Origin of the sequence: Nodularia sp. LEGE 04288 (genome assembly GCF_963896525.1) — a bacterium.
Taxonomy (GTDB): Bacteria; Cyanobacteriota; Cyanobacteriia; order Cyanobacteriales; family Nostocaceae; genus Nodularia.
Genome location: NZ_CAWQOY010000094.1, coordinates 208722 through 233137, shown reverse-complemented (window position 1 = coordinate 233137; position 24416 = coordinate 208722). Strand labels below are relative to the sequence as shown.

Below are 24416 nucleotides of genomic sequence, written 5' to 3'. Positions count from 1 at the left end.
ATTTAGCAAATTTATCTTATGTAACTAGAAAACAATCTGCTATAGTTAGGAACTTAAACTTGATTAAAAATCTTGTTTTTTACTCCAATTCGCTCCCCGACTATCTTCCCGTCGGTTATCCTCCCTGGGTTTGGCTTTATTGACTCTCAGTTGACGACCCATCCATTCTGCACCATCTAACTCGGTAATAGCAGCGTCTTCTTGAGCATCTTCATTCATTTCCACAAATGCAAAGCCACGCATCCGTCCTGTTTCGCGGTCAGTAGGTAAAACTACTCTTTTGACTTCGCCGTAATCTGCAAATACAGCTCTTAAGTCTTCTTCAGTAGCGTGGTAAGAGAGGTTTCCAACGTAAATAGTCATGTGGGTCACGTAATTTTCAAAGAAAAGCGATTAGTTCAGCTGGAGAAACAGATATCAACAAACTGCAAATATTGCATAGTCTGTTCTGACTCACCGATGGCGAATGTTGTAGGACAGCGATTTCATGCTGGCTTTTTCTGCAACTAAAGATGCCAAGGGACTGAACTTAGGCATACGCTCACATAATAACTGATTGTGAGATTTTTCCAAGTATGAGATTTTACAATATTTAATAACATCAAATCAGACGTTTTTATATGTTTTCTGGTATACATTTATCGGTTTTATGGTCACAAATTTGACTTGTCTGCAAAAGTATTTTCAATGAACTAAGATACTATTAATTTGCATAAGATAGGGCAGGCAAGATGCCTACCCCACAAGAGTTTTTTAACTATTAGGACTCCTATTTGATTTTTACACAGGACTCAGTACACATCTATCGTGTCTTTCCTGTTTCTCTTTCTCCGTTTCCCACTTCCTGGCTTCATCTGTCAATCTGGGTGAGTCGATTGTGAGATGCGCGGAAATTTCAATCAATGGAAATTTGCTTAAGCCCAAAAGCTTTGCCATTATGAGCCTCATTAGTTGAGGTAGTATAACTAGTTGAGTTGATTTGTTTATCCAGCCAGCTTTTTACAGGGTCATCTTTCAGGTTGAGTCGCAGCACACCAGAGAAAAATCCCCCAGTAAATGAAACTGGGTGCTTGGTCAATTGTTTGAATATTGGTGACAATTCATCAAGGAACATATTTTAGAATCTCCCGTTGTTTTAATGATCCTAACCTGGAAACTTAAAGACGCGATGAATCGCGTCTCTACAAGGGAATGGGGATTGAGATGAAGGATTGAGGGAGGATTTTCTTCCCCCCTGCTCCCTGCTCCCTGCTCCCTGCTCCCCTGCTTCTTTCCTCTACGACATTGGCCCCTGGTCGGGAAACATACACTTATCAGAGTCACAGCCACTAGGGCCAGCTTCTGTTAACTCGCCGGAATCATAGCGGCTTAAAACTGCACAGAAATCATCTGTGTTGCGTCGCCCTTTCACCTCTTGATTTAAACGCTCATAGGTGAGTTTGTCTATGGGTTCAAATGGTAAGCGGGGGAATGATTGCAAGTCATCAAACCGAGCTAAAAGTGCTGCGGAAATATAACCCTCATCATTTTGGATGGTTTCGTAAATCCGCTGTCCTAGTCCTTCAACTTCTTCAGAGCGCAATTCCAAAGTAGCTGATGTGTTGTGAGTCACATACCAGCGCTGAACTTGGAGGACAAAATCAAATTGAGCTAAGACGGAAAATTGAGAGACATCAATTTGGTCGGCTCCTGGGACATCAGCCCAAGATACAGCCACAGGGATTTCTACTAGCCATTCACTAACGCGGGGGTCAAAGGGATCATTTAACAAGTTACCCTGTTCATCTTTGTCAGATTGGGAGGGGATAACGCTGTAACCATAGTCAATGCAGGCTAGAGCTACGGGGTCATTTTTCCCGAAAGTGATTCTGCGAATAAATCTTTGGGCTTTGGGGGGATGCCAGCCAGAACTAGCACCTGTGAGCAAGGATTTAGTACCACTGGGTTGGACTGTAGTACAGCGATTAGGACGTTTGAGATTATGGCGATCGCAATATTCCCACACAACTCGATGCACCGTATCTTTCCAGAAGGTTAAATATTTCTGTTCCTCCTGCTTAAAGACTAATCCTTGGGGGGTTTCCGGTCTTCCTGACTCCCACCAATGCAGCCAGTCAACACCAAAAGCATGAACAAAGAAATCAAATAAACCTGTGAAAGAAACCCCCACAATCGGATCTAATTCCCGGCTTTCTTGATAGCGGGGTTCTAAAAATTGATGATTTAACAGTGCTGCTACAGATAACGCCCCAGCCGTGAAAGCCTCCTCTTGTTCTTTATAGTTATGTGGATCAATTTGATTTAAGTGTATCTCCGCCAAGTTACAGTGAAAATTGCTACCAATAATTTCCATTTTTGTTATCCTAAAGGCTTTTTATCCTTTAGTTCTATGAGTTCTTAATTCCTCATAGATCCGACTATATTTTCTACTAACAAAAAATAGCGTTAGTAGCCGGGGACTCGTGGAGCCGTTCTTGAAAACGGAGGTAAAACCCAGATTATATTCTTTTCAAAACCTAAATTTTATTAGTGTTTTAAAAAGTTTCACTCTCTAGTCTGTACGGTGTCAAAGGTACTTTAATTCCTCTGATTACCTCGGTATTCCCATCGCAGGGTTCACCGATTTTCCCCGGTGTTTAACGTGAGGCAAAATTACTTACCACACGGATTTAAACCGTAACGAGCTAAACGATGTTCTAGTTCTTTGGCATCTAAATCAGGATAGTGGGCTTGTAACCACTCTTTTGCTGTTCCTTGTTCATAAGATTTCAAGAAATCAACTTTTAAAGCTTGTGTTGGTAGCAAATCACAGTTGGATCGAGCTACTGCTTCACCAGCCCATTGAATCGCACCTTCGCCACTGTAGTATTGTTTGCGAACAGCTTCTACACATTCTTCTAATGTGGGCTTACGGTGAAACACTCTGGTATGGTTAGCCATCCGTAAAGCGTCACGCTCAGGATCAATACGCCAGTTGCCATTTTCATCCTGTTGCCAGAGGTTATCTTTGGCAGTTGCGCCTTGTTCATCGTCTGCCTTGAACTGCCTCATACCGGCACTGTTGTGCGTCAAATAGCCATCGCAGTAGAAACAATGAGCTTCTTCAACTTCAATGTCATAAGTGTGGACATGATCGTAGCTTCCCAGTCCTTTTACTGTGACTGGAATATCTAATGAGATATCAGTTTCGGTGATATAGCGCTCATAATTGGCATCAACAGTGCGAGAACCTTGGAATCCCATTTCTCGCATTTCGCTGTAGCTGTAAGCCTCCCGCATGACTGCACCAGGAACGGTGAAACCATACATTTTTAAGCCACTGCTTTGGGCGGGTTTCCCGACTTGTAGCAAGTGGCGTAACCCTTGACGTAGTTCGCCTTTCACAGAGTGCAGCGCTATCAGACTGTTATAACGTCCTTTGAGGGCGGGAATTGTCAAGTTGTATTTAAGTTGCCATCCTGCTTGTTGGGGACGAGTAGTGGTGACTCTACCCGCAATACCCAAGCTGGATAAAACTGCACCAACTTGTCTGATAAATGACTGATAAATCGATGTTACTAAATGAGGGGGTCGGTTATTAACTCCACCATCACTATCCATTAATCCAGCTAGGTAAGCGGCTCTAATATCTACTGAACCCTGCAAAATGAAATTAGGCACGGTTAAGGGAATACGAGGTTGCTTGATGTAGTGATGGAAGTATTCAGCTAGGCGAATGGATGAACATATTGACTTAGCTGTGTTTTCACCATTGATGACACCATGAGTAGCAGTCAATCCAAATAAAGCTAAAGCAGTATCTATTTTGGTTTGAATTCTAGCGGTGAGTTCTGAATCCAAACTGTTCATTGTCCATTCAACCCGTCCATAGGGCTTGTCATGCTGATTTCGACCGAGTGCAACATAGCCATCACCATGAGTCAACCCAATCAGCCAAGCTACTTCAGGTGTGAGATCAGGAATAATTAATGACTTAGCTGTGCGACTTTGTGTAGGTCTGGAGGCTGTAAAATCCGGGGGTAAATGGGTGAGTGTACCTGGTAAAACTTGGGTGTTGTGCAGCAAGCGATCGCCTGGTACTAAACTAGCAATAGATTTCCACGTAACACTACCTTTAGCATCTGCCAGCACTGCTTGCCGATGATTTAAAGTTGCCCTGGGGTAAGTAGCATTGGTTTCAATTTCGTAGACATCCTGAAACCCTTGGTCGAATTTATCCACAACTCGCCGAAATCCCAGAGGTGTCTGCACTAAGTCGTCTACTTGGACATCGCTAATGGGAACAAGTCCTTTGTTCGTATGCACCAAAGCATCTTCAGGTAGACAGCGCCGAATATTGCCCGCCACAATTGTGACAGCAGCTTGATCAATTAACAAACAGCATTCCACTGAATTTAATTGTCGTCCTCTGGCTTTATTGAGGATGGATACACAACGCTGATAGAGTCCTGGTAACTTGACAGGATTAGCCACTCCGCCAAAGCCGTTGAGAGTTTCTCCAGCTTGACGAACATCGCTCAAATCAACGACTACTTCCACTTCTGTAGTAAATCGTTCATCTGTGGAAAGTTCCAATAAGCTTTTATAGGATTCTACCCAACCTTCCCGGCTATCTCCCACATGGATGATAACGTTGTTACCTTCTATTTCGGTTTGAGTGTATTCACGACGTAATTCTGGAGATGTGCTACCAATTTCTCCATTTACCGTCACATTTAAGTAATTGCGGATGGGAGGTAATTGATTAATATATTGCGGTTCTATAACGGCTCCAGTCCCACAGCCCATCATGGCTAAATCCATCATCAACCCGAAGGCGCTCCAGTCTTGCAGGTTGGTGGAGGTGCAATTGTAAGCCCCAGAAAAGTTTTTGGGTTTGCTGACCCATTCTGTACCACCTACCCATAACCAGCGTCCACTGGGTAAGGCTTTGAGGTTACGTTGCATATTTTCTAGGATGGCAATTTCACCTGGGGTGAGCTTCCCTAACTCAATGATGCCTTGGATCGTGCGATCGCATACCTCATCCCATGTTTCCCTCAGCCCTGCCTTTGTGCGGCGGCTGTAGGTTCTAAAAAATACAGGATTAGCAGCTGGCGCTGTTTCGGGAAATTCTGCACTCTGACGTTTTCTTTCTAACTCTCGAACCATAATCAAGTCTTGTTGCTTGCGAATAGATTATGACTATACGCTAACTAGATTTTGGATTAAAGATTGCGAAATTTTCCACTTTGCGCTACTACTGCTGGCGTACTAATTACAACTAAAATTTATCATGTATAATGTCCTTTGGCTCTGGTGGCAAGCTTTATACTGTGTTATGATTACAACTTATTCAGATCCTCTTCTGTAATGCATTTTTCCGCTGGGCAACAGCGAATAATCGTTTGATTATGCCCATTTTGGCATGGTAAAACTTTAAGAACTATAGTCAAATATAATATTATATGGTAGTAAAGCTACTTAAGTACACAAACGAAAATTAAAAATTAGCTTGATTCCATAGTCATTGGTTATGAGTTTTTTTGCTACATACCGAGTGGGATTTTCGAGTCATTGCGTTGCGAAATTTCCTAAAATTGTAGCAAGTAGCAGAGCCAAAAAATTCGTGGACGTTGGTCTAATTCACACCACCACTATTGTGGGTAAAGTATGTCAAGAAGACTAATGACCAAGAGTTCCTGAATAGCACTGTTCCCCAGATTTATCTGTGGGGTCAAACCAAAATCTAAAATCTCAAATTGTTTGACTGCGGGCAGCGGTTTAGGGACTTCCAATAAAAAAAATATTCCATTGCTGAGGTAGGCAGGGGAGCAGGGAGCAGGGGGGATAAAGAACAAATATGGTCTGATGAAATGGGGCAATTTATTTTCTGGAAATCCCTTAATTCATCAATTTCAAACATTTATATTTTAAATTAACATCTCATCTCATCAATTTACGCTCAAGTTTTCCGGTGTAATCCCAATCTCAGTATCGATGAGGCTCATGCAAACAGGATTATTTCCTACTTACTCCACAAGTAAAGACAAAGGTTTTGGGATACCTTCATTGCAGCTAACCCTGGGTGATCCTGAAAAAAATACTGAAATTAATCAGTCAAAGTTGGGTAAATAATATCAATTTGTTGATTAAATAGGTGGGACTCGGAAAAACCAAACTTTATTACGACTCGTAAACACCCATGAAACCCTTACCAATGATTTACCCTGAGCGTAGCCGAAGGGCTAAGGACAAATGACGACCCCCGTCAGTTAACTTTATTTACGCCCACCTACTGACAACATTTCCTAAATCGGGAAGAAATACTGGAAACTGTATGAATTTTAGTTTGATTTTCGCCAATTATCCTCACAGTATATGGCTATATGACCTCAAAACTGGGCAGTTTTTAGATGTAAATGAAGCTGCTGTTATTCAATATGGCTACTCTCGCGAAGAGTTTTTGCAGATGCAAATAACTGATATTCATCCTGCCGAAGATATTGTTTTATTACGAAAATGTTTAACGGAAAAAAATTCTAGCTTCAAATTATCTGGTCAATGGAAACATTGTCAAAAAAATGGCAAAATTATTCATGTTGAAACTGTTACACACGCAATAAAGTATGGTGAAAATGATGCTCATTTAGTAGATATCAGAGATATCACAGAGCGGAAAAAAATCGAAAAAAGTATTCAGGAAAGTGAAGCTAGATTTCGAGAAATTTATCAAGCCATTCCTGTGCCATTAATTATTTCCCGCTTATCTGATGGGTTGATTTTATATGCTAATCGAGAATTGCGGCAAATATTTGGGTTTTCGGCAGAGGATTTAGTTAATCGCCCAGTTTCAGATTTATACTATGATCCGGCTCAGAGAAAACTAATTTTGGCAGCCCTTACCCAAGATGAATCGGTGAAAAATTATGAATTGCTACTGAAGAGAGCCGACAAAAGTTATTTCTGGGCGATCGCGTCACTTCAGTATTTAAGTTTTAATGGTGAATCGGCAATATTAGCTGTATTCTCCGACATTACAGAACGTAAGCAAACTGAACTAGCTCTCAAGGCTCAGGCTGAACGAGAACAATTAATGCGAACTGTGGCTCAACGAATTCGGCAATCTTTAAATCTGCAAGAGATTCTGAATACGACAGTTCAAGAAGTGCGGGATTTGCTCAGGGTTGATCGAGTTGTAGTTTATCAGTTCGCCCCAGATATGAGCGGTACAATTGTCGCCGAATCAGTGGGCGCAGGATGGACAGTGGCTTTAGGCGTAAAAATTGAAGATACGTGTTTTCAGACAGGAGGAGGCGTAGAGTATCATCAGGGACGCAAGCAGGCGATCGCTAATATTTACGAAGCGGGATTGAGTGATTGTCATCTTCACTTGTTAGAACAGTTTGAAGTCCAAGCTAATTTAGTCGTGCCGATTCTATTGAAAATAGATGAAGACAATACTGGCTCGTGTTTGTGGGGTTTATTGGTGGCGCACCAATGCTCTCGTAGCCGCGATTGGGAAGATCATCAATTGGATTTGCTCGATCAACTAACAGTGCAAATTGCGATCGCCATTCAACAATCAAGTATATTCCAACAAGCTCAGAATCAACTAGCTGAACGACAAAAAGCCGAAATCAACTTAAGAGCAGCATTAGTAGAAAAAGAAGTTTTATTAAAAGAAGTTCATCATCGAGTTAAAAATAACCTGCAAATTGTATCGAGTCTGTTACAACTCCAGTCTCAAACAATTAAAGATCCGGAAATTAGCCGAGTTTTCCAAGACAGCCAAAATCGCATTGACTCCATCTCTCTAATTCACAAAAACTTATATATTGCGCCCAATATCGGCAAACTGGACGTTGTGGAATATGTCGAGAATCTGGTAACTAGTATCATAATTTCTTATCAGCTAGAACCAGGTAGGATTTCCCTAGAAACTCAGATAGAAGCAGTTAATTTGAATATTGATCAAGCTATTGCCTGTGGGCTGGTGATCAATGAATTATTATCCAATTCCCTCAAACACGCTTTTCCTGGTCAAAAAACAGGTAAAATTACTCTGAGCTTACGTAGTATTGGTAACAATATTGAGATGATCATTCAAGATAATGGCGTTGGTTTACCAGCTAACTTAGATTGGAGTAATGCGGATTCTTTAGGTCTTTCATTAGTTTATGACTTAGTGACCGAACAAATAGAAGGCAGCATTACTGTAGAACGTAATCATGGCACAGGATTCAAAATAGAGTTTCCCAATTTAACTTTGCATCAATAAATTTCTAATGGATCAAGTGAGAATTTTAGTCGTTGAAGATGAAGTGATTGTAGCCAGAACCATTGCCAATCAACTTCATCAGTTAGGGTACATGGTTACGGGTAAAGCTTCTTCCGGAGAAGTGGCGATCGCCTTGGCATTGGAGACGAAACCACAACTGGTTTTAATGGATATTATCCTCAAAGGTAATATGGATGGAATTATAGCAGCTGCTAGTATTCGCGAGCAGTTAGATATACCTGTAATTTTCCTCACGGCTTATGGTGACGACCAGACTTTACAACGTGCTAAACTCACTCAACCCTTTGGATATGTAGTTAAACCATTTACTTCTAAAGATTTAAGAATAGCTGTGGAAATCGGTTTATTAAAACACCAACTAGAACAGGATTTGCGGGAGAATCGAGACCGATTAGCCACCCTTTTAAACTCGATCAGCGATGCTGTCATTGCTACCAACGAGCAGGCAAAAGTGACATTCATGAATCCAGGCGCTGAGTTGCTGACCGGCTGGAAACAAGCAGATGCTCAGGGAAAAGATATATCAACTATTTTTAATATTGTCGATGAAATTACAGAAACTGCACTAGAAAATCCAGTCCTAAAAGTCCTCAGAGACCAAAAAGTTGTTTATTTAGGCGAATTCACTTCTCTGATTACTAAAAATGGCAAAAAAATTCCCATTGGGGATAGTGCTTCACCGATTATGCGACGACCTAACCAGATAGATGGTGTAGTGGTGGTTTTTTGGGATCTCAGCGAACGTCGTCAAACAGAAATTCTAGAGCGCGCATTGAATCAAGAACGCGAACTCAACAATCTCAAATCTCTATTTATCTCCACAGTTTCTCATGATTTTCGTAATCCCTTGACTGTCATCCAAACAGCAGTCGAATTGATAGAAATCCAAGGAGATAATTTAACAGCAGCCAAAAAAAGCACCTACATCCAACGAATCAAAGGTGCTGTGGACTCCATGAAACAATTGATGGAAGATGTGCTGTTTATGGGTAAGTCAGATGTGGGAAAACTGGAGTGCCATCCTCAACTAGTAAACTTGGAGCAAATATGTAGAGAATTTATTGAAGAATTTTCTCTGATTACCAATGGTAGACATCAAATTATCTTTACCTGTCATAGTGAATGCACAGATGCTTGGATAGATGAAAAACTCTTACATTACATATTTATTAATTTAGTTTCTAACGCAGTTAAATATTCTCCTCAAAATGAAAGTATTCGAGTTGATTTAACCTGTGATTCCACAGACAAAGTAGCCATATTGCAGATTCAAGACCGAGGAATTGGCATTCCGGAAGTAGACCAGAAGCGACTGTTTGATTCATTCTATCGAGCCTCTAATGTCAAATCAATTCAGGGTACAGGACTGGGGTTAGTGATTGTGAAAAGGTGCGTTGAAGCTCACCAGGGTAAAATTAGTTTCACCAGTCAAGTTGGTGTCGGAACCACATTCACAATAATTTTGCCGCTTAATTATTCTGTCGCACACCACCCACAACAGGCCTAACTTCGCCATCAGAGAATGGATCTGTACCACCAGACCAGTTAAAGTCACTAATGCGGATGCTGAAACCGCCTAATTCCAGGACTGGATTATAACGCAAAGTAATTCCATAGGTACGGCGGCTATATTCTAAAATATAATCTGTGCTAGTTTCTTTACCAGTGTCCAAGTTAATTGCGGTTTGAAAGCCTAAACGAAATGGCCCATAAATTTGCTGTGAAATTCCAGCATTTAGCACTCTATTATCAACTGAGCGGTCAAACAAAAAGGGTGATAATCCGCTATTTAAGCCCTGAGAATAAGTAACATTAAAAGCGGTATAGTCTAAATAGGGACGAGAGAAATTACCAAACTGCCCGATTAAGCCGACTGTACCAGTGAGGGTACTTTGATTTTCGTTATTAGTGTAATAACTACTAGTACCTGTGACACTGGCCACTGTCTGTACATAAGGAACTACAGGATTTGGTGTGTATTTTAAGCCCTCAGTGGCGGTAGCTGGTAATGGTTTACCCTGCCATAGTAAAAAGCCCCGACTGAGGCTAGCACTAGCTTGTAAGCGACCGAGAGAAATTCGATCATTTGTGCGGTCTGCTTCTAGTAAGTCTAGGCGGTCAGTGTTGGCATTGATATATTGTACGCCTGTCTGATAACGGAGGTTAACGCCAGTGTTACCGACAGGAATGTTCGGAGAGCTAATCAGACCACCAATGCTACTCTGAACAGTTTGAAAGCCCAAGCTGTCATTAAACAGGCGATCGCGATAGCTATATTCTAGATTTAAGATGTGAGGATTGACATCGCCTAATGCTTGGGTCATTCGCAAACTCGCCCGCAAATTCTGGTCTAGTTTGTTTAAATCAAAACTGGTTAAATCTCCAGAACCTTCAAGTGTGGCTCGTGGGCTTAAAACGGCATTGATTCTTGTAGTTAGACCAAATAATGAAGCTAAATCATCTGTGCCTTCTTCTAAAGCTTTCTGCACAAATAATTGGGGCGTGATTCTCCAACGTGTCTGCTCATTATCAACAGGAGTGAAGCCCCGTTCTACAAACAACCCACCACGCCTACCTCCATCAAAGCCAGGGGAAACGTAAAATGGTGAAGCATCCCGTTCAAAACGGTCAATGGTCTGTTTATTTACGGGAATTGGTATGGAGACTTTTTGGTCAAAGACTAAACGCTGTCCCCGTGTAGTGATGGTTTCTACCAAAGGCGACTCTTGGGTTGCAGTCACTTGAGATGCTCGCAACTCTAATTCTGGTGGTGAAAATGGGTCATTAGTAATCCGCACATCCTCAGCTTGCCAGCCTCGCGGATAAAACTCAATGCGTTGAGCTTCAAACCGTAGTCGCCTGACTTTACCCCCGCTTTCTGGCGCGGGAATGTTGCTAGCTTCTGCACCACCTAATGTAAAGTCAAGACCGCCTGGGCTGCTGATCCCAGAAAGGGGCTGATTTCTTCTAACGCGATCGCTCAGAGGAGTCTGAAATTCACCTGCTCTGACATCGCTGGGTGAAAAAGCCAAATCTGTTTGGGCTGAGGGTACGAAGATTTCCCCACTGCCGTTTTCGATTTCTCCGTTGTCTTGGATGAAATTATAACTAAAGCGTTCTCCCCGTAAGACTTGATCTCCTCGTGTTAAGGCCACATTCCCTGAACCCACAGCGATCAAGTTATCTAAATTGACTTGCAGGCGATCGGCATCCACCACAGCCCCATCAAATCGCACCACTACATTACCTTCTGCGGTGATAATTCGCCGTTTTTCATCATACTCTTGCCGATCAGAGGTCACTTCGACAGTCCTCTGTCTTCCTGGCGGCGTAGGTGTTGTAGGTTGTTGAGCAGGTTCGGTAGGTGACTTGAATTCTATAGTTGAGGGAGTGGAGGTTTCGTTACTAGGGTTACGAGACTTGAACTCTAGAATATTTTCTACTGGTTGAGAACTCGCTTCATCATCCGGTTGATCAACAGAAATATTGATGCGATCGGGAAATTTCTCCACAGAAATATTACTTTCTGGCTCTTGTGGAGTCGCTGTTTCCGCTACAACTTGCACCTTGGGTGTAGTGCTGGGCGCATTAAACAGCTTTTCAGAATAACCAACTGTCTGGGGTTTACCCAAAATTGCCGCACTCTGAGAAGCCGTGAAGGGAGAAAATTCCGGCGGGAAGGTTTCTGGTGTATTAGGTGTGGCTAGAGTTTTGCTCGATAAGTTATCTCTAGTAGCGTTGATAAAACTTGACCAACGCAAAGCAGATTCAGCATCTCCCACATTTGAGATTTGTGGAATTTCCTCTAGTGGCGGGGATTCTTCTTTGTCTTCTGGTGTATCAGTCTGATTGGTTAAAACTGAGGGAAACTGAGTATCACTAGCATAGGGAATAGAATTTGCTGATGGTACTGGCTCAACAATGGGAAGCGTTGCAGGTGGCGGAACTGAATGAAGCATATCTAGGCAAATCAAGCTAAAAAATAGCCAATTGAGAGCCGGAAGGATGAATTACACCTTCCCCCTTCCGACTTTTGCTTTTTGCCTAAATATAGCAAGCTGCCAAGAGAAGGAGGTTTGGTGTTTTCCGTCTTCCGGCAGTTGTGGATCATTTGTGCAAATCTTACTCTGAATCCCGCCGTCCGGGGTTACGAGCAGGATCGTTCGACAAAAATCCGAAGACGAAGATAGCCACAAAGAAGGCAACAACAATATAAACAGCGATTTTTAAAGTCTCCATCCAAATATCTCCAAAGGGTGTGAGAAAAAAGTTTCTCTCTCAGTATCTGATATACAGAAAAGATAACTACTTTATAGTACCGAAATCTCGTCCCTTTTTAAGATAAATCTGGTCAATGCCCCTCAGCTGTTTTGCACTCGTTACTTTGGAGACGTTTACTCTCGACGGAAGTTTCCAGTGTCAGACAGAGCTATTTTGGCTCTCTATAGTCTGCCATCTTTGATCGCCAAACCGCAACCCAGACCATTCCCAATCAATGAGACAGTGACAGCGCCGCCTGGTGTAGGCAATTACGAATTGCTATGATGCCACCAAATCTTTGCTCATTCGGCTTTTGATGACTCGTACAGGCGCACCTACGGCCACAGAATAGGGAGGAATATCTTTATTCACAACTGATCCCGCGCCAATAACACTGCCTTTACCGATATTAACGCCATCTAACACCGTGACTCCATGCCCTAGCCAACAGTCATCTTCAATCACGATTCCCTTACGAGTTATTCCTTGCTCTTTGATGAGTTTTGTTGGGTCGGCAAATTTGTGGTTATTAGCATATATTCCCGAATGGGATGCAATCATACAATGTTTACCAATTGTGATGTTTCCCGGCCCAGCAATACAGACATCAGGAGCGATAAAAGTTTCATCATCAATGGATATGCAAGTGTTATCCAAACAGCCAATATCAACGTAGCGCTCCAGCGCCACGCCATTTCCTAAATAAATTTGATTATTTGGGTGTCCTTTGGCATCGATGCGGACACCTTTAAAAATATAGACCCCATTGCCCATCTCAATACCAGAAGCTCCCAGAAATTCCACACCGTTTTGAATATAAACTGGACTACCCATCCGAGCAAAAATCTGACGATATACTAAATTTCGCAGTTTGGGACCAAAAGCAATTGTGGGAATATCTCCTAACAAAGTAGTGATCAATAATTCTTGTAATCGCTGCCATTTTGAGGCATATCGGTTATTACTCATGATTAAATATCTCTGATATTGTTTTTGATTGAAACTATTGAAGGTTTAGAGAAAATCTATCCTGTCTGCTGGTAGTGGCACTTATACTGATATGATTAAACTCAGGAATTTGATTTTCGGGTGAACAAAATATTTACCCAATTATTACTTAGTCTCCTACGCCAATAGAAAACTAATTTCTGAGTTTGTCTAATTTAGTAATGATCTCACCTTAATCTAGACAGATTAATTGACATCGGTAACAGTTAATCGGTTTTCTCCGCATCAATTGCAGTGGAAATTTCAAAGTTTGGGGCAGTTTTTCTAAATCAGTTACCGCAAAAATCATGCTATTTACTAGACTGATTATTATCGGCAATATTCAGTGAGTTACAGCGCCAAAGATCAGATTATTAAATTGGGTAATTGGGTGTTGTCAAATATGCCAAGTTTACTTTTCTGGCGAATTGAATAGATATACTACTGTGATGTAGTTTTTCGCCTTCAAGCTGCTTTCTGTCAACGACCAAATTCAACAAGCTTTTTTCAACACAATTACATTTTTACTGGGCTATCTCAAATTTTGCAGATAACTTTTACCCAATTTAAAATATAATTAGCATTGAATTTTATTAGTGTTTTTATCAAAAAAAATCAAAATTAAGGTGGAGTGTCACCAACTTCAGCCATCACATTAAAATTAATCATCGGTGCAAACAAATAAGCGCTTCCACGATTGCGATGACGACTTTCTTGCAACGAATTTCTAGAGTATGCTGCGCTAATCATGTTGCACACCGATGAGTTACAGGCGAACCAAATCACAATTCTAATTACATCAATAATTTTTGGTGATAGCTGTTTTTAACATTAACACATTTTTTTGATTTAAGCACTGTGAATAAATAAGTTTTATTGAATTTTAATAGTCCTGGTTAATTGACAATTAAAAGAACATTATTTTTGCGTAATAATCCCCAATGACCTATTTTTATACTTAAGCAAAAAAATACATTATTTTAAATAAAAATGTTGCAGGTGATAAGATTTACTATATATATTGTAGAAGCTAGCACCGCACTTCCAAAAATTCACACTTTGGAGGTCATGTCCATAAATTATAACTGAAGTTAGCTATTTTACCCGACACATAACTGATGTCGTAAGTTGGATTTTAAGTCGGGATTTTAATCGACTATGCAATCAAGCAACGATAGGGACTGGGGATAAGCACAAGTGCCGAACATCTCTAAATGAATGGAAGCAATGACTTTAAGGCTTGGAAAATCAGGTTAATCAGCAGAACTAATATTTAATTTCAGGCTCTAGACATATATTTCAGGATGCTATGCTAATTAAGATGAAAGATTAAGGATGTTATTTGCCACAAGTCTCGGTCAAACAATTTTAGATTTTGGATTTTGGTTCGACTCACAGATAAATCAGAAGGATTTTAGCATTCAGGAACTATTGGTCATACTTAAAATGAAATCTGCGCTATTTTTGCCAATCTCGTCCTAAAATAGCTAAAAAAATATTCTCAGCTTTTACCTAATAATCCTATTTTTGTAAATTACCCAATGAGTAGATTCCCTGGGTTAATGAGTGCTTTTAGCTAGATAAATTTGGGACAGGTTTAGATATATAGCAACCGCCAAGGAGGTTAAAACATAAACTGATCATCAAACTTAGACACCAAAAGGGTTTTAACCCACTCCCCAGCTATACCTGGCTTTGATGATTACTCTACATAACAAAACCAAACTCACATACTTGGTTCCAAGTATGGTTTTAATTAACACAATTGTCCAACAAGCTTTAACTGCGGGCTATTTGAGAATTCCACCCCAAAACCAAATACAATTGTTACTTCAAAACAGCTATGACTCAGAAGATTTAAATGCCTTGATCATCTGGCTGCGAGATGTGATAAAGGGTACTTTTAAATGAGATTTACCCACTGACAAAGCTGATTTCTCTTCCCATAGCCAGGAGACTTGATTTAATATCAAACTTGCGGATCAAATAGCAGCAAAGATGGCTTTTGCAGCAGCAGTGGCTCTAAGTATGCCGATAAATCCACAAAACCCTCATGATTTCGAGGACTCCGTGGGTTTGCAGATAAACTATTCAGCGACTTCTCAGTCAAAAAATACCCAATTTCTTTAGCCAAGGAAGACAAGGATAAAGAAGTCGTGTTGGAGATGCTAGTTGGAGAATTTACGTTTGAAAAATCCTTAAAAGGCAGTATATATCTAAATACTCATGAATATAGATACGATTGATACTTAATTTATTTAATTTTTCTACTTTGAGCGATCGCCTCTGACAAACTCACTTCTGGCTTCATGCTTTTGATTTGAGAGGCTAGAAGCGGATAAATACTTTTGTAATTTACCAACTTGAGGAAAATCTGTAGCAAAAAATACAAAATCCTCAAGGTGATCAAAAAAATTGCCTTAAGTCTTACTTGGCATAAAATAATGAATTTTTAATATACTAAGTAGATACTTGAGGGTAATCCATAGACTTAAAAATGCCCTTAGTGTAAACTTTATCAGCGATGTCAAGAATAAATCTCAATGCTGAACAAAGTCATACCCATTTTACAGACACAGTAAAAAGAATTGGCAACATTGGGTAGAAACAGTAATACAGACGTAAACAATAGCCAAAATATAACTTGGAGTTTTCCCGACCTATGCAGCCAATTCGCACATTTAACGTTTCCCCTTGCTTACCGTCGCGACTCGAACCTCTGCGACAACTAGCATATAACTTGCACTGGGATTGGAACGTTGAGAGTAAAGATTTATTTCGTCGTTTAGACACCGATTTGTGGGAGTCTAGCCGCCACAACCCCGTATTAATGCTGGGTACAATTAGTCAAGCGCGGCTTTTGGAAGTTGTCGAAGATGAAGGCTTCCTAGCACAAATGGATCGGGCGGCTCGCCAGTTAGAAGACTACTTACACGAGCGGACTTGGTTTCAGAAACAACGCAGCCAAAAGCCAAAAGAATGTTACGCCTATTTTTCGGCTGAGTTCGGACTTGTAGATTGTTTACCAGTCTATTCTGGCGGTTTGGGTGTTTTAGCGGGGGATCACCTGAAATCTGCTAGCGACTTGGGTTTACCTCTAGTTGGTGTCGGTTTATTGTATCAGCAAGGGTACTTTGCTCAATACCTGAATGCAGATGGCTGGCAGCAAGAACGTTACCCCATGAACGATTTCTATAATATGCCGTTGCATCTGGAGCGTAATCCTGACGGTTCAGAATTACGGATTGCGGTAGATTATCCAGGACGCAAGGTTTACGCCAGAGTTTGGCGCGTACAGGTGGGAATGGTGCCACTGTATATGCTAGATACAAACATTGAACCGAATAATCCTTACGACCACGACATCACAGATCAGCTGTATGGTGGCGACATCGATATGCGGATTCACCAGGAAATTATGCTGGGGATCGGTGGTGTACAGATGTTGAAAGCTCTGGGTTATGATGTGACTGCGTACCATATGAATGAAGGTCACGCGGCTTTCTCGGCTTTAGAACGCATCCGCATCCTGATTCAGGAAGCAGGATTGAGTTATGAGCAAGCCAAACAGGTGGTAGCTTCTAGCAATATCTTTACCACTCACACACCAGTACCTGCGGGAATTGACTTGTTCTCTCCCGACAAAGTTTTACACTACCTGGGGTACTATGCCGAAATCTTTGGCTTGCCTAAAGAGCAATTTTTAGGACTGGGGCGAGAAAATACAGGTGATTTATCTGCGCCTTTCAGTATGGCGGTGTTGGCTTTGAAGATGGCGACATTTTCTAACGGTGTGGCTCAGTTGCACGGTGTGGTATCACGCCAGATGTTTCAGGGTTTGTGGAAAAAGGTGCCGGTGGAAGAAGTACCAATTGCCGCAATTACCAATGGTGTTCATGCTCGGAGTTGTGTAGCTAAATCAACTCAAGAGTTGTACGATCGCTATTTAGGGCCAAACTGGTCATCAGCGGCACCAGATAGTCCATTGTGGGATCGGATTGATACGATTCCCGATGAGGAATTGTGGCGCAATCACGAACGCTGTCGCCTAGACATGGTGGTATACGTCCGTGAACACTTGGTGAAGCATTTGCGCGATCGCGGTGCTTCTGCTTCGGAAATTGACCAAGCCCAAGAAGTCCTCGATCCCAACGTTTTAACCATTGGCTTTGCGCGACGTTTTGCTACCTACAAACGCGCCACCCTCTGGATGCGTGATTTGGAAAGAATCAAGCGGATTCTGCTGAGTAACAAAGATCGCAAAGTGCAATTTGTGATCGCTGGTAAGGCTCACCCCAAAGATATCCCAGGAAAAGAACTGATCCGCGATATCAATCACTTTATCCATGAACAACACTTGGAAAAACAAGTAGTGTTTGTACCTAATTACGATATTCACATTGCTCGGTTAATGGTAGCTGGTTGTGATATCTGGTTAAATACACCACGCCGTCCACGGGAAGCTTCCGGTACGAGCGGGATGAAAGCCGCAATGAATGGATTGCCGAATTTAAGTGTTCTCGATGGCTGGTGGGATGAAGCTGATTATGTCCGGACTGGTTGGTCAATTGGACATGGTGAGAATTACGATGATCCCAATTACCAGGACGAAGTAGAAGCCAACGCTCTCTATGAATTGCTAGAGAAGGAAGTTGTGCCTCTGTTTTACGAGCATCAGGATGCTGATGGCTTACCCAGGGGTTGGATTGCCAAAATGAAGGATGCAATTCGCTTGAATTGTCCTTTCTTTAATACAGCGCGGATGGTGGGAGAATATGCACAACGGGCTTATTTTCCAGCAAGCGATCGCTATCATATTCTGACTGCTGATCATTACGCCCCAGCGAAGGAATTAGCTAGTTGGAAATCAAAACTCAGCGAACAGTGGTTTAACATTAAAATCAAAGATATTGATGTATCAGCAGATACGGATATTGAGGTAAACCAAACCGTCGCTGTCAAAGCTAAGGTTGATTTAACAACTTTGAGTAACGATGATGTCCGGGTGGAGTTATACCAAGGTACGATTGATGCCAATGGTGACATTGCCAATGCTGTGCCTGTAGTCATGGATTACCAAGGACAAGATTCACAAAACTTGAGTGTTTACACGGCTAATATTACCTATACGGCCTCTGGTTTGCAGGGCTTGTCTTTGCGTGTTTTACCACACCACCAACACTTGTCTAGTCCCTATGAACCAAGATTGATTGCTTGGGCGGAATAAGCTAAAAAGCAGGGGAGCAGGGAGCAGGGAGCAAGGGGGAAGCAATTTTTTCATCCTATTCCCCACTCCCCATTTTTCCAGGGATGACGATATAGCCGGTAGTGCGATCGCCTAGCACTAAGTTACGTTGTTCACCCCAATACCACCAGTGAGCTGCTACATACGCACAAATTAAGCTATCTAGTTTGTCTTCGTATGCTTTGAGTGCTGCGCCTGTGCTGGGGATTTCGGAAAACGAACCACAGAGGCGCAGAGTACACAGAGAGGGAGTCAGGGTGGGGAGAATATCGAGAATATAATTTTGCAATTTAATTAATTCTAAGCGACGCTCATTGATGCGTCCTTTTTTATATTTCAGGATGCGTTCTAAGTTGAATAAATTAATTGTTGCTGGATGGGGAAAGACTTCTATTTGATATCTGCCAGGTTTTTGGGGATCAATTGTGGGTGCATGGGCAAATCCACGCGATTCTAGTTCTAAACCGAAGTTTACGGTGCGTTCTGCAAAGGGTAAATTTTGATTAGCTGGATAGCAGCCAGCGTGATATTTGCCAAAGTATTTGTGAGTCAGTTTATCGGGAAGGCGACTCCCGATAGCGTTGGGGATCAAGGTGGGCGCATCTACACCAATTATGGCTGGTTCGTTTGGTTCTACAGTGTGATCAATCCAGGTGAGGATGTCTGCAATCAATTCTAGACGGTCTAAATCTAGTATTTGCAGTTGTCCTTCTATGAATTCCAAGCAACATAAACCGCTTGGTTGCGATTTCCAGCCTAAATCAATGCCGATAAATTTCATTACTTTTATATGTAAAAAAAATGATTTAAAATAATTATTAATATATCGATTTTTCAATTTAAAATAATTATACTATATTTATATACATTTAATGCGGGTTATTAGCAAAAGAATACTTAGAGAATTTTGGGAAAAACATTCGCAAGCCAAATCAGGACTTATACTATGGTATCAGCGCATATCTGATTCTGAATTGGAAACTTTTATTGATGTCAGAAATCTTTTTTCGTCAGCAGATTTAGTTGGCAACTTCACTCTGTTTAATATTAAAGGTAATAATTATCGACTCATAACCTATATAGATTACGAGTATCAACTTTTATTTGTACGTGCTGTACTCACCCACGCTGAATACGATCAGGAGAATTGGAAAAATGACGAGTGGTTTAAAAACTCCTAGTAGCTACTATATAGAGCTAATCACCACATTTCCACCACGTCCAATTACTAATGATGATGAGTTAATTGCTACCCAATCTCGAATTAATTGTATTTTGGATCAAGGAAATATTACACAAGATGATAGAGACTATTTAAAAGTTCTTGGTACTCTGGTTTATGACTATGAACAAAGCCATGAATTAATCCCGAATCTTCTGGGTGTTGAACTTCTTCAAGCGTTACTGGAGGAATCTAATCTACAACCTCAAGATTTAGTTGACTTTTTAGAAAGTGAGTCAACAGTTCTAGATATTTTAAATGGCAAACGCCAATTAACGGCAATGGAAATTCAAAATTTGGCAACTTTTTTCCAGATTTCACCTACTTATTTAGAAATATCTCCGAGAAAGTGTCAAAATTGAATGAGTTTTGTAACCGCCACTTGACAGAGAGCGGATTTGAGATAAATTAAGTTGAAATTTATGGGCAAGCAGCGTATTCTTTCTGGAGTTCAACCAACGGGTAATTACCATCTAGGTAACTACTTAGGAGCCATTCGCAACTGGGTAGAAGGTCAGAGCGAATACGATAATTACCTTTTTGTGGCTGATTTGCACGCGATTACAGTACCACACGACCCCAAACTGTTAGCGTCTGATACCTATACCCTGGTGGCGCTTTATCTCGCTTGTGGTCTGGATTTAAATCACTCTACTATTTTTGTGCAATCTCACGTCTCTGCCCACAGTGAACTTACTTGGTTGTTTAATTGCATTACACCTTTAAACTGGTTGCAAGACATGATTCAGTTTAAGGAAAAGGCGATTAAGCAGGGTGAAAATGTGAATGTCGGCTTGTTGGACTATCCTGTGCTGATGGCTGCTGATATTTTGCTGTATCAAGCAGATAAAGTGCCAGTTGGTGAAGACCAAAAGCAACACTTGGAATTGACAAGAGATATTGTTAACAGATTTAATCATCAATTTGCTAAACCTGACCAGCCTGTAATCAAGTTACCAGAGCCTTTAATTCGTAAGGAAGGGGCTAGGGTGATGAGTTTGGCGGATGGTACGCGCAAAATGTCGAAGTCTGATCCTTCGGATTTAAGCCGAATTAATTTACTAGACCCACCAGAGCAGATTCAATATAAGATTAAGCGTTGTAAAACTGATCAGGTTCGGGGTTTGACTTTCGATGATTCAGAGCGTCCAGAGTGTAACAACTTGTTAAGTCTGTATATGCTGCTGTCTGGGAAGAAGAAGGAAGAGGTCGCAGCAGAATGTCAAGATATGGGTTGGGGTCAATTTAAGCCATTATTGACAGAAACGACAATTAATGCTCTAAAACCAATACAAGAAAAATATCAGACGGTAATGGCAGATAAAGCTTATCTAGACTCGGTTTTGCGTGATGGGAGGCAGAAAGCTGAGGCGATCGCTAATCAAACTTTGGCACAGGTAAAAACTGCTTTGGGCTATACTCTACCTCTTTAAGGGTTTCGCTTTTAGGCATAATTCGTTATAGCCTTTAAGGAAACCGAAACATTAATGTTATGCAGGATACCCAAAATCCCACAGTTTTAAATTCCTTTCGTCGCGCCGCGCAAGCAGGCGAATTTTTAGTTACCGCCGAGGTAGCACCTCCAAAAGGGGTAGATGTCACACACATGATTTCAATGGCGGCGACCCTTAAGGGGAGGGTTCATGCTGTCAATATTACCGATGGTAGCCGCGCCGTATTGCGGATGTCTTCTTTGGTAGCCTCAGTGATTTTGTTACAAAATGGCATTGAGCCGATTTGTCAGGTGGCTTGCCGCGATCGCAATAGAATTGGTTTACAAGCTGATTTAATGGGCGCTCATGCTTTGGGTATCCGCAACATTTTAGCTTTGACTGGTGACCCGGTGAAAGTTGGCGATCACCCCCATGCTAAAGCCGTGTTTGATTTAGAATCTGTGCGACTGCTGCAACTAATCCGGAAGCTGAATCAGGGCGTTGATGATCATGAAAAGCCTTTGACCGATGGGGCGACTGATTTATTTGCTGGTGCGGCTGTAGATCCACAGTCTGCCAGTTGGTCAGGTTTACAAAAGCGATTTGAACGGAAAATTGAAGCCGGAGCGCAATTTTTCCAAAGCCAGATGATTACAGATTTTGAACGGCTAGAAAAATTTATGGACACAGTAGCCGTTAATTATGAAAAACCAATTTTGGCAGGAATTTTTCTGTTGAAATCGGCAAAAAATGCCCAATTTATTAATCGGTGTGTTCCAGGTGTAAATATTCCCCAACACATTATTGATCGGTTGGCAAAAGCAAAAGATCCGCTTGAGGAAGGAATGCAAATTGCGGCGGAACAAGTTCAAATTGCGCGACAATTATGTCAAGGTATCCACATGATGGCTGTGAAACGGGAAGATTTAATTGCGCCAATTTTAGATTTAGCGGGAGTTACAGCACTGACAAATGCTAATTAAATAACCTGTATCAAACTCACCCCTCTCCTTATCAACTACCGTGTACACACAAGTGATCGAATCGCCCCCTAACCCCCAATTATGGGGGAACAAGAATTTTCAAAGTCCCCCAAACTTGGGGGATTTAGGGGGCAAAACAGGCTCAAACGCAGACAGCCAGGAGTTGTGTGTACACCGTAGCTCCTTATCAAGGAGAGGGGCTGGGGTTCTTTTCCGCACTGTTTCACCCGGTTGTGGCTTTTCCAACTCATCCGGGTAGTACAATCGCCCATTCTTTTTCAGGATAAAAAATTAAAATAAATTAAGCAGCAAGGAAAACAATACAGTTTATGTCCACTGAAATTCAGACGGAACTACATCAAGCAGTGGAACTGCGACGCAATTTTGCGATTATTTCTCACCCTGACGCGGGTAAAACTACGCTCACAGAAAAACTACTGCTATACGGGGGTGCTATTCACGAAGCTGGGGCTGTTAAAGCCCGGAGGGCGCAGCGTAAGGCGACTTCAGACTGGATGGCTATGGAACAACAACGGGGAATTTCTATTACCTCGACGGTATTACAGTTTGCCTACCAAAATTGTCAAATTAATTTACTCGATACACCCGGACACCAAGATTTTAGTGAAGATACTTATCGTACTCTAGCAGCCGCAGATAATGCGGTGATGCTGATTGACGTGGCTAAAGGTTTGGAACCCCAAACGCGGAAATTATTTGAAGTCTGTAAGTTAAAAGGTCTGCCCATCTTTACATTTGTCAATAAGCTCGACCGTCCGGGAAGGGAAGCACTGGAACTGTTAGATGAAATTGAGCAGGAATTAGGTTTACAAACCTATGCAGTCAACTGGCCGATTGGTATGGGCGATCGCTTTAAAGGTGTGTTTGACCGCCACGAGCAAAAAATTCACTTATTTGAACGCAGCGCCCACGGTAGCCGGGAAGCCCGCGAAACGACTGTAGATTTAGGTGATGCCAAAATTGCGGAACTGCTAGAAGATGACGTTTACCAGCAACTGAAAAATGATTTAGAACTTTTAGAAGGAGTCGGCCCAGAACTGGATTTGGACTTGGTACATCAAGGCAAAATGACTCCAGTGTTTTTTGGCAGCGCCATGACGAACTTTGGGGTAGAGTTATTCCTAAATTATTTTCTCAAGTATGCCCTCAAGCCTGGCGCGCATAACAGCAGCGTGGGTGAGATTCCCCCCACTTATCCCGACTTTACTGGGTTTGTTTTCAAACTCCAAGCCAATATGGACCCGAAACACCGCGACCGCGTGGCATTTATCCGGGTTTGCACAGGAAAGTTTGAAAAAGATATGACAGTGAATCATGCACGGACTGGCAAAGTCGTCCGCCTGTCTCGCCCGCAAAAACTTTTTGCTCAGGAGAGGGAATCCATTGATGTAGCTTATCCTGGCGATGTGATCGGTTTGAACAATCCGGGTGTTTTTGCGATTGGTGATACCATCTACACAGGGCAGAAGCTGGAATATGAAGGAATTCCCTATTTTTCGCCAGAACTGTTTGCTAGCCTCAGAAATCCCAACCCCTCGAAGTTTAAGCAATTTCAAAAAGGGATTTCGGAATTGCGCGAAGAAGGTGCAGTGCAAATTATGTATTCAGCTGATGAAGCCAAACGTGACCCGATTATGGCCGCGGTGGGTCAGCTGCAATTTGAAGTGGTGCAGTTTCGCTTGCAAAACGAGTATGGTGTAGAAACCATATTAGAGTTACTGCCCTACAGCGTCGCCCGATGGGTTGAAGGTGGTTGGGAAGCTTTGAATCAAGTGGGACGTATTTTCAACACCACTACTGTCAAAGATAATATGGGACGGCCAGTTTTGCTCTTCCGTAATGAATGGAATTGCCAACAGTTACAGGGAGATCATCCAGAGTTGAAATTAAGCGCGATCGCCCCGGTGTATTCTGCTCAACAAGCAGTGGAGGAATAATTCACTCTTATTTGATGGGACTAACCGGGTGCAATTGATGTCCACGG

General features: G+C 41.8%; 16 protein-coding genes and 1 pseudogene. 8 read left to right on the top strand and 9 right to left on the bottom strand.

Features of this window, described 5'->3' with window-relative positions; translation table 11 throughout:
• Positions 1 to 63: 63 nt before the first annotated feature.
• The 4 genes and pseudogenes from AACX33_RS08055 to AACX33_RS08040 form a co-directional block, all read right to left on the bottom strand.
• Positions 64 to 363 carry an RNA recognition motif domain-containing protein gene (locus tag AACX33_RS08055; RefSeq protein WP_193997653.1) on the bottom strand — a complete coding sequence of 100 codons (300 nt, stop codon included), beginning with the start codon at positions 361 to 363 and terminating at the stop codon, positions 64 to 66.
• Positions 364 to 895: 532 nt separating this feature from the next.
• Positions 896 to 1114, bottom strand: coding sequence for a hypothetical protein (locus AACX33_RS08050; RefSeq protein ID WP_193997654.1), 219 nt, complete (start codon positions 1112 to 1114; stop codon positions 896 to 898).
• A 162-nt stretch (positions 1115 to 1276) separates the two neighbouring features.
• Positions 1277 to 2350, bottom strand: a pseudogene (nrdJ, locus tag AACX33_RS08045) (ribonucleoside-triphosphate reductase, adenosylcobalamin-dependent); the annotation flags it as partial.
• 302 nt (positions 2351 to 2652) lie between these two features.
• Complete coding sequence (locus AACX33_RS08040) at positions 2653 to 5151, bottom strand: LAGLIDADG family homing endonuclease (protein ID WP_227788670.1); 2499 nt, start codon at positions 5149 to 5151, stop codon at positions 2653 to 2655.
• Between the two features lie 1168 nt (positions 5152 to 6319).
• Here AACX33_RS08040 and AACX33_RS08035 point away from each other — a divergent pair.
• Positions 6320 to 8260, top strand: a complete 1941-nt coding sequence (locus AACX33_RS08035) for a PAS domain S-box protein (RefSeq protein ID WP_193997655.1) — start codon at positions 6320 to 6322, stop codon at positions 8258 to 8260.
• 7 nt (positions 8261 to 8267) lie between these two features.
• On the top strand, positions 8268 to 9788 hold the full coding sequence (locus AACX33_RS08030) for a hybrid sensor histidine kinase/response regulator (protein WP_193997656.1): 1521 nt from the start codon (positions 8268 to 8270) through the stop codon (positions 9786 to 9788).
• On the opposite strand, the gene AACX33_RS08025 is transcribed toward AACX33_RS08030, so the two are convergent.
• The 4 genes from AACX33_RS08025 to AACX33_RS08010 all read right to left on the bottom strand — a co-directional run bounded on the left by AACX33_RS08025 (position 9751) and on the right by AACX33_RS08010 (position 14278).
• Positions 9751 to 12240: a DUF3769 domain-containing protein gene (locus tag AACX33_RS08025; protein ID WP_193997657.1), complete on the bottom strand. Its 2490-nt coding sequence runs from the start codon at positions 12238 to 12240 to the stop codon at positions 9751 to 9753. The genes AACX33_RS08030 and AACX33_RS08025 overlap by 38 nt on opposite strands.
• Before the next feature lie 163 nt (positions 12241 to 12403).
• A complete protein-coding gene (locus AACX33_RS08020; protein ID WP_193997658.1) occupies positions 12404 to 12520 on the bottom strand; it encodes a photosystem II reaction center protein I in 117 nt (38 codons plus the stop codon).
• Positions 12521 to 12820: 300 nt separating this feature from the next.
• Entirely contained in the window at positions 12821 to 13510 is a 690-nt protein-coding gene (locus tag AACX33_RS08015) for an acyltransferase (protein ID WP_193997659.1), read from the bottom strand.
• A gap of 639 nt (positions 13511 to 14149) precedes the next feature.
• The gene (locus AACX33_RS08010; protein WP_265338611.1) at positions 14150 to 14278 is read right to left on the bottom strand and encodes a hypothetical protein; all 129 of its coding nucleotides are present in this window, start codon (positions 14276 to 14278) and stop codon (positions 14150 to 14152) included.
• A gap of 1912 nt (positions 14279 to 16190) precedes the next feature.
• Here AACX33_RS08010 and glgP point away from each other — a divergent pair.
• Positions 16191 to 18755, top strand: a complete 2565-nt coding sequence (gene glgP / locus AACX33_RS08005; RefSeq protein ID WP_193997660.1) for an alpha-glucan family phosphorylase — start codon at positions 16191 to 16193, stop codon at positions 18753 to 18755.
• A gap of 55 nt (positions 18756 to 18810) precedes the next feature.
• On the opposite strand, the gene AACX33_RS08000 is transcribed toward glgP, so the two are convergent.
• A complete protein-coding gene (locus tag AACX33_RS08000) occupies positions 18811 to 19554 on the bottom strand; it encodes a DUF429 domain-containing protein (RefSeq protein WP_193997661.1) in 744 nt (247 codons plus the stop codon).
• Positions 19555 to 19645: 91 nt separating this feature from the next.
• Here AACX33_RS08000 and AACX33_RS07995 point away from each other — a divergent pair, with 91 nt between their 5' ends.
• The 5 genes from AACX33_RS07995 (at position 19646) to prfC (ending at position 24369) form a co-directional block, all read left to right on the top strand.
• Positions 19646 to 19954, top strand: coding sequence for a type II toxin-antitoxin system HigB family toxin (locus tag AACX33_RS07995; protein ID WP_193997662.1), 309 nt, complete (start codon positions 19646 to 19648; stop codon positions 19952 to 19954).
• A complete protein-coding gene (locus tag AACX33_RS07990; protein WP_193997663.1) occupies positions 19929 to 20357 on the top strand; it encodes a helix-turn-helix domain-containing protein in 429 nt (142 codons plus the stop codon). The genes AACX33_RS07995 and AACX33_RS07990 overlap by 26 nt, the downstream gene beginning before the upstream one ends.
• A 60-nt stretch (positions 20358 to 20417) precedes the next feature.
• Positions 20418 to 21428 carry a tryptophan--tRNA ligase gene (gene trpS, locus AACX33_RS07985; RefSeq protein WP_193997664.1) on the top strand — a complete coding sequence of 337 codons (1011 nt, stop codon included), beginning with the start codon at positions 20418 to 20420 and terminating at the stop codon, positions 21426 to 21428.
• A gap of 59 nt (positions 21429 to 21487) precedes the next feature.
• Positions 21488 to 22411: a methylenetetrahydrofolate reductase gene (locus AACX33_RS07980; protein ID WP_193997665.1), complete on the top strand. Its 924-nt coding sequence runs from the start codon at positions 21488 to 21490 to the stop codon at positions 22409 to 22411.
• Between the two features lie 329 nt (positions 22412 to 22740).
• On the top strand, positions 22741 to 24369 hold the full coding sequence (prfC, locus tag AACX33_RS07975; protein ID WP_193997666.1) for a peptide chain release factor 3: 1629 nt from the start codon (positions 22741 to 22743) through the stop codon (positions 24367 to 24369).
• Positions 24370 to 24416: the final 47 nt, after the last annotated feature.